Below are 12567 nucleotides of genomic sequence, written 5' to 3'. Positions count from 1 at the left end.
GATCCATGACCTTCCCTCCCTCTCTCACCGGACAGCATCTCCTTTCCCGCCGCGGGTTTATGGGAGACGCCGCGAACGGACTCGCCGGCATCGCGCTGGCATCGTTGCTCGCGCGGCAGGCGGGCGCTTCGACTCCGCAGCGCCCCGAGATCTCTCCCGAGCGTCCCCTGGCGCCGCGGAAGCCTCATTTCGAACCCAGGGCCAGGCGCGTCGTCGTTCTGTTCTGTGCAGGGGCGCTGAGCCATATCGATTCGTTCGACTGGAAGCCGGAACTCGTCCGCATGGACGGCAAGCCGATGCCCGGCAGTCAGGAGAAGCTCATCACCTTCCAGGGAGAAAATGGAAATCTCGTTCGGCCGCAGTTCGAATTCCGGCCCCGCGGCGAATCGGGGAAGATGATCTCGGACCTCGTTCCCCATCTGGCGGAACTCGCGGACGATCTCTGCTTCATCCATTCGATGACGGCCAAGTCGAACACGCACGGACCGGCCGAGAACCAGATGAGCACGGGATTCATCTTCGACGGCTTTCCGAGCGTCGGCTCGTGGATCAGCTACGCCCTCGGCAGCGAGGCGGCCAATCTCCCGGCCTTCGTCGCGATTCCCGATCCCCGTGGGGTGCCGCAGGCCGGCGTGAACAACTGGACGAACGGCTTCCTTCCGGCCGTGTTCCAGGGAACGGCCATGAACTCGAGCCGCTCGATCGAGAACCTGAACCGGCCCGCGAAGGTGAATGCCGCGACGGATCGGGCCACGGCCGATGCGCTGAAGTTCCTCAACGAACGCCACCTGACAAAGTATCCGGGCGACTCCGAACTGGCGGCCCGCATCGCCAGCTATGAACTTGCCGCGCGCATGCAGCTGTCCGTGCCGACGGTGGGAGACCTCTCGACGGAATCACTCTCGACGATCCAGGCCTACGGCGCTGATCATCCTGATCCGGTCCGCAGCGGATTCGCAAAGAACTGCATCCTCGCGCGACGGCTGCTGGAGAACGATGTCCGCTGCGTGCAGCTTTACAACGGCGCGTATGCGATGGGCGAAGGGGTCGGAAACTGGGACGGCCATCGGAAGCTCAAGGAACAGTACGAGATCCACGGCCCGATTCTCGATCAACCCGCGGCCGCGCTCATTTCCGACCTCAAGCAGCGCGGGCTGCTCGATGACACGCTGGTTGTCTATGTCACGGAGTTCGGGCGGATGCCGACGTTTCAGAAGGGGGCGAGCGGTCGCGACCACAACCCGCGCGGCTTCACCGCCTGGATGACCGGGGCCGGCGTCAAACGGGGTTTCAGCTACGGGGCGACGGATGATCTTGGCTACGCGGCGGTCGAGAACGTTTCGACGATCTACGACCTGCACGCCACGATCCTGCACCTGATGGGGCTCGATCACGAACGGCTGAGCTACTACCACAACGGCATCGAGCGCCGTCTCACCGACGTGCATGGCCACGTGCTGCACGACGTGCTGACAGAGCCCCGCCCGTCGCTGGGCTGACAGGCTTACGGTCTGGCCGGCGCGTAGTCCGCGCCGGTGAGGCTGCTGCGGACCGACTTCTGCCACGCCTCGAGTTTCGACGCCAGTTGCTCGGCCAGATCGGGACGCTGCGTGAAAACGTCTGCCTGCTCTCCCGGATCGGCCTCGAGGTCGAACAACTCCCGCTTCGGGCTTCCGGCCATTCGGTCGTGGATCACGAGCTTGTACTGGCCATCAATAATCGCCCGCGGGCCGATGTCGTCCGCCTCGGTGAGCGGCGGGCTGCGGAAATTCGTGAAGTCGCGGGTCGGCTTGCCCCCCATGAGTTTGACCAGTGGCGTCGTCCCTTTCTGGAGAGCCGGATCGATCCAGGGTTCCGGTTTGCTGCTCATCAGGCGGGTGGTGTCGAACATCCAGAAACAGAGCGGAGCATTCCGGCTCTCGGACTTTCCATCGAGAACGGGCGTCAGGTCGACGCCGTCCAGAACGCGGCCCGGAAGCGGCTGCCCGGTGAGGGCGCAGAGCGTTGGCAGGAGATCGCTGGTCGACGCGCGGAACTTCGAGACGCGCGGCGCGCGAATGCGGGCGGGCCACTCGATCAGGCCCGGAACGAGGACGCCTCCTTCGTACACCTGCGACTTCACGCCCCGGTGCGGCACACGGAGCGCCGAGTCGTCGGACGTGCCATTGTCTCCACAGTAGAACAGCAGCGTATTGTCGCGGAGCCCGGTGGCCGCGAGGTGCTTCCGCAGGTTGCCGATGGCGCGGTCCATCGCGGTAATCTCTGCATACCGCTCGCGCAGCACTTCGCCCTGCGGGCGGCTGACCTGCCCGCCGGTCTCATTGGACGTGACTTTCACGGGCTTGGAATACTTACCGGGAAGATCGTCATACAGGGCGAGATCCTGCGGGAGCCCGCTGTAGGGCTCGTGCGGCGATCCGAACCAGACGATCGTGAAGAATGGCTTGTCCGCTGCGCGGCTATGGTCGATGAACTTGATGGTTTCCCGGATCACGACGTCCGAGCTTTCGCCCGGATGGACTTCCGGCGGTCCTCCGTTCCGCGAGAGCGACGGATTCATCTCGAAGAAGTTGTCGTGCGACAGCCATTCCTCGAAGCCCATCGCGCCCGGGTTCGTCGGGGAGGCGGCATTGACCGGGCCGACGTGCCACTTTCCGAAGTGGGCCGTGCGATACCCGGCATTGCGGAGCACGTGACCGATCGTGATTTCCTCGGGCCGGAACGACCACCCGGGAGCAAACGTCCCCATGCGGTTGGGATGGCGTCCCGTCAGAAAGCTGGCGCGCGTTGGCGAGCAGTTCGGATGCCCCGCATAGAAGCGGTCGAACCGCAGGCCGGTGGCGGCCATTTCGTCGAGGACAGGCGTCTTGACGTGCGGATGGCCGTTGTAGCCCGTTTCCTCCCATCCGTGGTCATCACCCATCATGAGAATGATGTTGGGAGGCGCCGCGACGAGAGTGTCGACGGCCCCGAGAACGAGCGTGATGGCGAGGAACGTGGCGAGTTTCATGGTGAGGAGTCCTGCGAGCGGTCAATTCCGGAAGCCCTGACGCCGCTCCCCTGCACTCCCTGAAGAGTGTCGCCCAGTTCCAGGCGAACCGGTTCGGCGAGCTTCGAAAGCCGGGCGACGATTTCGGGATGCTTCGAGGCGAGGTTCTCGCGTTCGCCCGGATCGGTTTCGAGATTGAACAGGGAGAGTTCCAGCGGCTCGATGCGGTATCCGTGGCGCGTCGCGATTCCTTCGACGCCCGACTGGGTGATCGACGTCGGCGCGAGCTTTCCCCAATTGGAAGGCTTGCCGCCACGGCCCGGCTCGCCGGCAACGGTGATGTAGGGATGGGCGAAGTGCAGTTTCCACGGCCCGCTGCGCACGGCCTGTAGTGCCGTGCCGGAATAGAAGAAGAGTGCCTCATGGGGGGCGGCGACCTTCTCCTCCCCGAGCAGGACCGCTTTGACCGAACGACCATCGATCGTCAGCGTGGACGTTTTTCCGCTGGCCAGTTCAGTGAGCGTCGGCAACCAGTCGATGCCGATGAAGGGAATGTCGCAGACACGTCCGGCGGGGATGTGGCCCGGCCAGCGGGCCAGGCAGGGGACGCGGAGACCTCCTTCAAACGTCGTGAGTTTTCCTTCGCGGAGAGGGGCGGCTGATCCGGCGTGCTCGCCGTACGACAGGAACGGTCCGTTGTCAGAAATGAAGATGACGAGGGTTTTCTCTTCCAGGTGGAGACGTTTCAGCGTCGCGAGGATTTCACCGACCGACCAGTCGAGTTCTTCGATCACATCGCCGTACAGCCCGGCGCCACTCTTACCGGAGAACTGCGCCGAGGCGAAGATCGGAACGTGCGGCATCACATGCGGCAGGTAGAGAAAGAATGGCCGGTCGGCCTTGCGCTCGATGAAGTCGACCGCTCTCTCGGTGAGACGCCTGGTGAACGTTGACTGATCGGGATCGAGTTCGACGACGCGCTCGCCGTCGTACAGCGGGAGCGGCGGCATCTCGGTGGCGAGCGAGGGGTGATACTTCGTGTTGTCGTTGGAGTACGGAATGCCGAGCCACTCGTCGAATCCGTGGCGCATCGGATGAAATTTCGGACGCGTTCCGAGATGCCACTTTCCCATCCCGGCGGTCGCGTAACCGGCGTCCCGGAGCATTTCCGGAAGGAGCCATTCCTCGTCGGCAATGCCGTCGCGGCTGGTGTGGTTATAGGCGCCCTGCATGCCGAGCCGGTTGGGATAGCAACCGGTCATCAGCGCGGCGCGCGAGGCAGTGCACACCGCCTGGGCCACGTAGAAGTTCGTGAACCGCGTTCCCTCCGCGGCCAGTCGATCGAGATTCGGGGTTCTGAAACCGCGAGCGCCCTGGACTCCCAGGTCGGCATAGCCCATGTCGTCGGCCACGATGAACACGATGTTCGGGCGGTCGGCCGAGATGGCGGGACTCGTCAGCAGACCGACCAGGAGAATCGCGAAGAGGCTTTTCATGGTGTGTCGAGCGGCCCTGGTTCGAAGTCGGATTTGTTGACCCACCCCGCCGGTGGATTCTCGCCCCGCAGGTATCTGTCGTAGAAGCCGACGCCGTTCGTCGGCTTGTATTCATCAAACACGCGGCCGTCTCCGAACTGGCGCGGATCTCCCTGTGACCTGAGCTGATTCTCCATCCGCTCGCGCAGTGTTGCCGCAATCCTCTGCCGGCCAGGATCGGCCGCGAGGTTCTTCACGCAGTCGGGATCGGTCCGCAGGTCGTAGACTTCGTCCGCGGGACGGCGTCCGAAATTGAGATTCCAGAACGTGTCGTGGCGATCCTTGCGTCCTCGTTCGAGAATCAATGACTTGGTCGGGCTGCCATCCGTATCGAGGTATCCCGTCTCGGGATTGCCGGCGGGCCAGCGTGAGGGCTCGTAGTTCTTCAGGAGCAGATAGTCGGCCGTCACGATGCCGCGAATGGGATAGCCCCAGTCGTGCGGGCGGCCGACGTCGGTGCGCTCCTTTCCGACGAGCACGTGGTCGCGTTCAGCCAGGATGCGTCCGCTTCTGTCGCTCTCCAGGAGCGGACGCCAGCTCTTTCCGGTCATTGGCTGCATCCCGGCTTTCGCCGCGGGGATCCCCGCGTAGTCGAGCATTGTCGCGGCAATGTCGGTGAAGTCGACGAAGTCATCAATCAGGCGGCCGCCGCTGGGAATGCCGCCGGGCCAGCGGATCGCCAGCGGGACGTGATTGGAGTCGAGATAGGCATACCCTTTCACACGCGGGAAGGGCATACCGTGGTCGCTGGTGACGATGATCAGCGTCGAGTCGAGCAGCTGGCGTTTCTCGAGTTCCGCCAGCATGCGGCCGAGGTGCGAGTCGGTGTGCTCGACTTCGAAGGCATAGTCGAGCATGTCGTGCCGGACTGTGTCCTCATCGGGCCAGTAGCCGGGAACCCGAGACACGTCGGCGAGCTTTTTGCCCCCCTTCATCACTCCGGACTGGAACTCGTAGCCGCGATGCGGCTCGGTGCTCCCATACCAGAAACACCAAGGAGCCCCCTCGGGGCGGGCATCGAGAAAATCGACGAAGTTGGCCGCGTAGTCGTTGTTGCCGATGCTCTTCGTGGGGCCCTCCGCCTTGCGGCGGTTGAACGGCTTGCCCGTGATCTGTCGGGGCTTGCCGTCGGCATCGTTGGCAATGCCAGGCCCCCAGCCTTTGCCTGTGATGCCCATGTGCCAGCCGCTCCGGACGAGCACTTCAGGCCAGCTGGTCAGCTTGGCCGGGAAGTAAGCCATGTGATTTCCGGCCTCTTCATTCTGCCAGGCATGCCGGCCGGTGAGCACGATGGCCCGTGAGGGAGCGCATTTGGCGACAGGGGTGTAGGCGTTCCTGAAGAGAAGGCCTTCCCGGGCGACGCGGTCGAACGCGGGCGTTTTCACCCACGTCGTGCCATAGGCGCCGGCGTGCGCTCCCCAGTCATCGGCGATGGCAAACAGGATGTTGGGCCAAGTCTCCGCGGCGAAGCACTCGGCCGTCCAGACACTCACCGCGGAAACGAGCAGCAACAATAACTTCCTCATGGCGACTCCGGTTGCGACGCTTAAACACCGTTCTACGCGACGACGCCCTGGCGCGTCACGCGACTGCTGTTGCCCGGTGGAGCAAGAAGCGCGCTCGGACGTGTGGTGCATCCCTCTGGCCTTTTTTCCCACTGAAGTTCCAGAGAGGCATGGCGAGAGCTGGTTTGTGGCGACAATGCCTCCGGAACGGTGGCGGCGTGTCGGTGAGCGACGTGGTGAACAGTGATGACATTCATGATCCCTCCACTGTGTCGTGGAGGGTTGCGCGCGTAGGGCCTTTCCTCCCCGGCGCCTCCCGGGTTTCTGCGACTGTTTTCTGGAAACACTTCGCTCCGAAATCCCATCTGCGTTAGGCTCATTTCGTGATCGAAAGTACGGCCCGGCGGCAAAATGCCTGGAACCTGCTGTTCCGAGCGTGGCCGCAGTTTCTCGGGGAGTGGATTCGTGACGCAGTCGTTCCAATCTCGTCGACGTTTTCTGAAGGCTTCGGCCGGTCTCGCGGCAGCCGGCGTGTTCGTCCCGTATTCGTTCAGCGCGGCGCAGCCGGCGACGCGATCACCCAACGAGCGATTCCGGATCGCCAGCATCGGCATGAAGTATCAGGGCTCGGTGATCGCCGACAAAGCCCAGGCGCATGGCGACATCGTCGCCATCTGCGACGTTGATCGGGACATCGCGGAAAAGGCGAAGGCCCAGTTCGGCGGGAAGGCGGCCCTGTTCGAGCAGTACCAGGACATGCTGCAGAGGCCGGACATCGATGTCGTGACGATCGGCTCGCCCGATCACTGGCATACAGCGATGGTGATCGACGCCGTCCGGGCCGGGAAAGACGTGTATTGCGAGAAGCCGCTGACGCTGACGGTCGACGAGGGGAAGGCGCTTTGCCGGGCGGTGCAGAAATCGGGTCGGGTCGTGCAGGTGGGTTCTTGGCAGCGCAGCGACCACAACTTCCGGCTGGCGTGTGAACTCGTGCGCGGCGGGCGGATCGGCACATTGCAGAAGGTGACGGTGATCCTCGGCAAGAACAAGACGGGGGGGCCGTTTGCACGCGTGCCGGTTCCGTCGAACCTCAACTGGAACCTCTGGCAGGGGCAGACGCCGGACGTGCCCTACATCGCCGAACGGAGCCACTACACCTTCCGGTGGTGGTACGAGTATTCGGGCGGGCAGATGACGGACTGGGGCGCGCACCACATCGACATTGCGCAGTGGGGGATCGGAATGGACAACTCGGGCCCCGTCGAGATCGACGGGCGCTGCCGGTTGCCGCAGGTCGCCGACGGGTACAACGTCGCCGTCGACTACCAGGTGAAGTACCGCTACGCGAATGGCGTGGAGATGGAAGTTCTCGACGAGGGGCGGAACGGAGTGATGTTTGAAGGGACCGCAGGGCGCGTCTTCGTAAATCGGGGGACTGTCGCCGGCGCGCCCGTTGATGAGCTGAAAGCGAGGCCGCTCGACCGGGGGGACTTCACGCTCTACGGAGCCGACAATCTCGACCGGCCTATCCGCACGGGCAAGCTGGATGCGATCATCAACCACATGGGGAACTTCTTCGACTGCGTGGCCTCGAGGAAGAGGCCGCTGTCCGATGTCGTCAGCCAGCACCGTTCGGCGACGACGTGCCACCTGGGCAACATCTCGATGCGGCTGGGGCGTCCGCTGAAATGGGACCCGGAGGCGGAGCGGTTCGTCGGGGACGATGAGGCCAATACCTGGCTGGCGCGCGAACAGCGGAAGGGATTCGAGATCGAGGCCTGACGTTCGCGTCAGACGCCGAAGTAGTAGGCGCCGATGAGGATGAACGTTCCCACGACGACGGAGATCAGTCCGGAGCGTTTCCGGCGTCTGAGGTAGAACACCAGGACGAGGCCCGTGATCGAGACAACGATCATCAGCACGCCGCTGATGTCGATCACGAGTGACCAGGTTTGTCCGGAATCGCGTCCCTTGTGGAGATCGTTCATCAGGGCGACGAGACCCATCGCGGTTTGCGTGACGGTGTATTTTCCGGTCGCGCGATCGAGGTACGCATCCGCGGCATACGCCGGGCCGCGGAAGAGGACCATGCACTCGGTGTCATCGACGCGGAATTCGCTCACCTTGCCGCGCAACGAATGCGTTGCGCGCAGATGCTCGGCCACGGCCAGGCGGTCGACGCCATCGTCGCCGCCCTCTTCCGCATCGCTGGTCGATTCACTTTCGGTTGCCGCTTCGAGCGGTTTCCGGGGGAGAACCGCTTCCGGGATCGTTCCATCAAAATCGGTGACGTGCTGCGCATCGCCCCCCAGCCACGTCGGGTGGTTCAGCGTGATGCCCGTCACTGCGAAGAACAGGAGTGCCGTGAACCCGACAAGGGAGACGTAGATGTGCAGCCAGCGCATCGTGGCGGCAAACCACGTGTAGAACGGGCTGTGCCGCCGTTTCACGGGACCGTCGCGATGCGCGGGCGTCCGCAGTCCCTCAGGAAGCGGGCTGGCTGCCGTCGGGCCTGGCGGGTTGCGGCTTGCGGTACTCGACGGAGGCGGACTTGATTTCGACATTACTCTTGAGCTTGGCTTCCGGGATCGGCTCGGCGCCGAGCTGGAGTGGGTGACGGATCAGCTGGTAGGTGCCGTGTTCGCGGGCGGCTTCGATGTAGAGCGTGTACTTCCCGGGCTTCAGCGGCTTGCCTGCATCGTCCAGGCCATCAAACACCGCCTTGTATTCGCCAGGACCGCGCGTCGCTCCGGAAATCACGCCGATCAGGTCTTTCTCGTCCGCCAGTTTGCGCACGCGATCGTTCTTGAACCACCGCAGCAGGTCGCGGTGCCAGCGCGGGCCGGGCTGTTTCGTCTGCATCCACAGGACCGCCGTTCGGACCGGGAATCCATCCGCGTCTTCCATCCAGACGGCCACGTACGGGCGTCGGTACTGCTCTTCGCTGGGCTTGTTGAGCTCGAAGTTGACGACCAGTTCGAGCAGTTCGGATTTCGCCGCCGGCGGCTTTGCCTCGGCCTGGGCGAGCAACGAGGCCGCTTTCGCCGCTTGCACGCGGCGGGTCCAGCCGGGGCTGGGAATCTGGCGACCTTGTTCGGTGACGAGCAGGTAGTCGACTCCGGAGAGTGTGCCGGCGACGTCCGCGACTTCCGCCGGCGTGAGCACGCTGAACATCGTCGCCAGGGCATCGGCCGTTTCCGTTGATTCGGCAATGACCGTCACACCAGCCGTCGAATTCGCGGGCTGGCCTGTCCGCGGGTCGAGGATGTGCGACCAGTGGCGCCCGGCAATGTCGAAGCCGCGGCGGTAGTTGCCGCTGGTGGCGAGGCCGGCGTCTTTCAGCACGATCGAGCAGAGAGGCGCGGCGTTGACCTCGTCGTGATGGGGATCGGCGACGTTCACGACCATCTCAATGTCGCCAGCGGCACGCAGGTCGCCGCCAATGCAGGCCATGATTCCGCGTACGCCGGGAGCCGCCAGGGCTTTCGCGACGGCCCGGTCGACGATGCCGCCCTTGGCGATGGCGTCGAGCGAGAGCGGGCCGTTCGTCAGGCGCGTCGCGGTGCGGGTGGCGGGGTCGAGCGTCCACTGCGGCCGCTCGATGGCGTCGACGCATCGGGCCAGTTCGTCGGCCGAGGGAAGACGCTGCTCCCGCTGGGCCTGCTGCCAGATGGCGGTGAGTGACGCGGCGGCGGGATTGAAGGCGCCGCGACTCACTTCGTGCCAGCGTTCGCAGGCGGCGAGGGCCTCGAACAGTTCGCTGGAGACCGCCGCGGGAACACCGACGGCCGACTGCCAGCGGCTGAGTTCGCTGTTGGCGTCATAGGTGCTGAAGATGCCGGCGAGCCGGTTGATCTCGGCGAGGAGCAGCGACTCGGCGGCGGAGGCCGCCTGTTCCGAGTCGGCCACGATCTCGAGATCGAGCGACGTCCCGAGCACGAAATCGTGCTGGAACGCGTAGCGATCTGCGGCCAGGGCCGGGGCCGCCGAGACCACCGCGGCTGCGACCGCGAGCATTCCACAAAAGATTCTGCCGTACGCCGTCATCCTGCTTCCTCGATGTCGTTCGTTGTGAATGTCTTCGTAAGACGCGGTCGAGTGTCAATTGGGCCGCGAAGCGCCTGCGCCGGTTCCACGCCCCTCGCCGCGACCGCGAAACGACTTGAACATTGCTTCCAGTTCGGCCCGGTCGATCGCGCCATCCTTGTTGGTGTCGATCCGTTCGAGGTTGTTTTTCATCCGTGCCGGGATTTCGTCTTCCTTGAGGACTCCGTCACGGTCCTTGTCGTTCTCCTCGAGCGTGCGGGTGACCATAGCCGTCGGGTCGCCTCCACCACCGCCTGCTCCGCGAGGGCCGCCCGCGGTGGGCGAAGCGGCTTTCTCATCTTCCGCCTTTGTGAAGGCGGCGATTTCCTCTGCGGAGGCCGACCCGTCCTTGTTGGCGTCGATTCGCGCGATGAGCCGTTTGTAACGTTCGCCGACTTCATCGGCCGCGACGTTGCCATCTCCGTTCTTGTCGAGTGCCTTCAGTTGGGCGGCCAGTTCCGCTCCCGCGCTCCGTTCTTCCGGCTGCGCGGGCGCTTCGCCGTAACCAACGGTCTGCGGATTTGGATCGATCAGGACGAAATGGGCCAGGCCGGCCTTGTCGGCGTCGACGCTGTAAAACAACAGTCGATCCTGCAGGCTGACGAGCGACATCCTCGCCAGTCTCGGGGCCAGCTCTTCGAAGGCGACCGACCAGGTGTTCGACTCCGGATCGTAAACTTCGATGGCCGTGGCGCTCGCGAAGTGCCCGTCGACCTTCGCGAAGCCGCCCGACAGGTACAGCTTGCCGCCCGCTGCCGCGAGATTCGGGAACACGCGAGCATGTTTCGGTGAGGCGATGTCGGTCCACTGCATCGTTTTGAAATCGAAGACGCTTGCCGTCGGCAGGATCGACGTTTTCTCGCCGAGGCCGCCGACTGCGTAGTATTTTCCACCCAGCATCGTCCCGCCGAACGAACGGCGAGGCGTCGGAATTGCCGCCTGCTCGACGACCTCGGCGTCCTGGCCGCTCTGCGGGTCCCAGGTCCAGGTCTGTGTCGCCAGCTCGCGACCAGCGCTCCCGCCGAAGATCCAGGCCATGCGGTCATGCACCGCGAGGTTGAACATCGATCGGCCGGCTGGCAGGTGCTTCGTTTCCTCGAACCACGATTTGCTCCGCAGGCGGTACTGCTGGACGAGATCCAGGGCGCCGACCTTTTCGCTATTCGGTCCGAGTCCGCCGACGAGATAAACTGACTGGTCGATCCGGGGGCCTGCCAGGAACGCGGCTCCGCTCTGCATCGGATGCGGCATCGGCTCCAGCGTTTCGACCTTGCGTCCGGCGAGATCGAAGGCGAACGCCTCGTTGCAGAAGTTCTCTTTCTCGAAATCGTGCGGGGCCGTGCTGGAGTTTCCTCCGAAAGCGTACAACGTCGTGCCGGAGACCAGCAGGGCCTGGCTATGGCGGGCCCGACCAGGGAATTCCACGCTCCATTCCGACCGCTTCGTGGCAGGTTTCTGAGCCACCTCGACCGACTCCACGTTCGACAGGTACGTCCGGCCGCCGACGCCTCCCAGCACGATCACGTCGCCGTTCGGTCCGACGACGAGCCGGTGAAACATCCGCGAGAACAGGAGACGTTCGACGGGATTCCAGCGATCCCCTTTTTCACTAAGTTCGTAAACCGTTCCCGAGCCGCCCGAGTAATACAGCTTCCCCTCCGAGCCGAATGCCGCGATCGCAAAGCCGCCAAACTGGTCGGCGCCGGCCAGTTCTGGGCCTGGGGTCCAGGTGTCGGTTTTCGGGTCGTAAACGTGAACGTCCTTCGTCGTCTGGTTCGTGCTGTGCATCCCGCCCAGCACGTAGAGTTTGTGGTTGTGGGCGGCCGCGGCGAGGGCCCGCGTCTTGAACGGCGGCTTCGCAATCGTCTTCCAGCTTCCCTTCTCATTGCTGAGATCGAAGACGAGAGCCTCTTCATGCCACGGGGCGCTCTGTGCCTCGGCTTCCTGAAGATTCCAGCCGCCGACCACGTACAGCTTGCCATCCACGACGGCGGCGTCGAGCGACGAGCGCGGAACAGGCAGCGGTTCCAGTTCTGTCCAGGCCTTCGTCGCCGGGTCGAACACGGCGAACGTCGCGAGTGAGTTGAAAGCGGTGTCTTCTCCCTTGCTGTTGCGGAAGCTCAGCCCGCCCACCCGATAGACCTTTCCGTTCCAGCCGACGAGCCCGGGGCTCTGCGACGACTCATGCATCGGCAGGCTTTCCCACTCCTTCCCGGGATCCGTCAGGTCGATCCGCGCGAAATGGGGGGACAGACCATCCTTCGAGTTTCCGGGGACGCGACCCATGTGGCCGCCGAAGATGTACGCATGGTTGCCGACGACGGTCGCTCCGAAGCTGGAAACGGCCTCCGGAATCGGCGGGAGGTCTTTGGCCGCTTCGGCGGAGGTTGGCAGGCCGACGGCGAACGCGGCGATGACGGCGATCAGGAAATGCGGACGATGCACGGTGTGT

The 12567-nt window shown here is 64.3% G+C and carries 8 protein-coding genes; 2 read left to right on the top strand and 6 right to left on the bottom strand.

All coding sequences use genetic code 11. The features are described from left to right. Positions 1–5 precede the first annotated feature (5 nt). Positions 6–1499, top strand: coding sequence for a DUF1501 domain-containing protein (locus Pan44_RS08545; protein ID WP_145029171.1), 1494 nt, complete (start codon positions 6–8; stop codon positions 1497–1499). Positions 1500–1504: 5 nt separating this feature from the next. Here the strand turns inward: Pan44_RS08545 and Pan44_RS08540 are convergent, their stop codons facing one another. The 3 genes from Pan44_RS08540 to Pan44_RS08530 are packed head-to-tail and all read right to left on the bottom strand — an operon-like array spanning position 1505 to position 6050. Then, entirely contained in the window at positions 1505–3010 is a 1506-nt protein-coding gene (locus tag Pan44_RS08540) for a sulfatase family protein (RefSeq protein ID WP_145029169.1), read from the bottom strand. Then, complete coding sequence (locus Pan44_RS08535; protein WP_145029167.1) at positions 3007–4485, bottom strand: sulfatase family protein; 1479 nt, start codon at positions 4483–4485, stop codon at positions 3007–3009. The genes Pan44_RS08540 and Pan44_RS08535 overlap by 4 nt, the downstream gene beginning before the upstream one ends. Further along, positions 4482–6050 carry a sulfatase family protein gene (locus tag Pan44_RS08530; RefSeq protein ID WP_145029164.1) on the bottom strand — a complete coding sequence of 523 codons (1569 nt, stop codon included), beginning with the start codon at positions 6048–6050 and terminating at the stop codon, positions 4482–4484. Before Pan44_RS08530 ends, Pan44_RS08535 begins: the two co-directional genes overlap by 4 nt. A gap of 444 nt (positions 6051–6494) precedes the next feature. Here Pan44_RS08530 and Pan44_RS08525 point away from each other — a divergent pair, with 444 nt between their 5' ends. Next, positions 6495–7811, top strand: coding sequence for a Gfo/Idh/MocA family oxidoreductase (locus Pan44_RS08525; RefSeq protein ID WP_231754254.1), 1317 nt, complete (start codon positions 6495–6497; stop codon positions 7809–7811). 8 nt (positions 7812–7819) lie between these two features. On the opposite strand, the gene Pan44_RS08520 is transcribed toward Pan44_RS08525, so the two are convergent. The 3 genes from Pan44_RS08520 to Pan44_RS08510 all read right to left on the bottom strand — a co-directional run bounded on the left by Pan44_RS08520 (position 7820) and on the right by Pan44_RS08510 (position 12560). Next, positions 7820–8479 (bottom strand): PepSY-associated TM helix domain-containing protein, encoded by a 660-nt coding sequence (locus Pan44_RS08520; protein WP_197453950.1) that lies wholly within the window; start codon positions 8477–8479, stop codon positions 7820–7822. Positions 8480–8513: 34 nt separating this feature from the next. Further along, a complete protein-coding gene (locus tag Pan44_RS08515; RefSeq protein ID WP_197453949.1) occupies positions 8514–10046 on the bottom strand; it encodes a DUF2271 domain-containing protein in 1533 nt (510 codons plus the stop codon). Positions 10047–10130: 84 nt separating this feature from the next. Further along, positions 10131–12560 (bottom strand): Kelch repeat-containing protein, encoded by a 2430-nt coding sequence (locus Pan44_RS08510; protein WP_197453948.1) that lies wholly within the window; start codon positions 12558–12560, stop codon positions 10131–10133. Positions 12561–12567 lie beyond the last annotated feature (7 nt).

It is taken from the genome of Caulifigura coniformis (assembly GCF_007745175.1).
GTDB classification, from domain to species: Bacteria; Planctomycetota; Planctomycetia; order Planctomycetales; family Planctomycetaceae; genus Caulifigura; species Caulifigura coniformis.
Note: the sequence above shows the minus strand (reverse complement) of the source record. Positions and strands in the feature narration are given on the sequence as shown.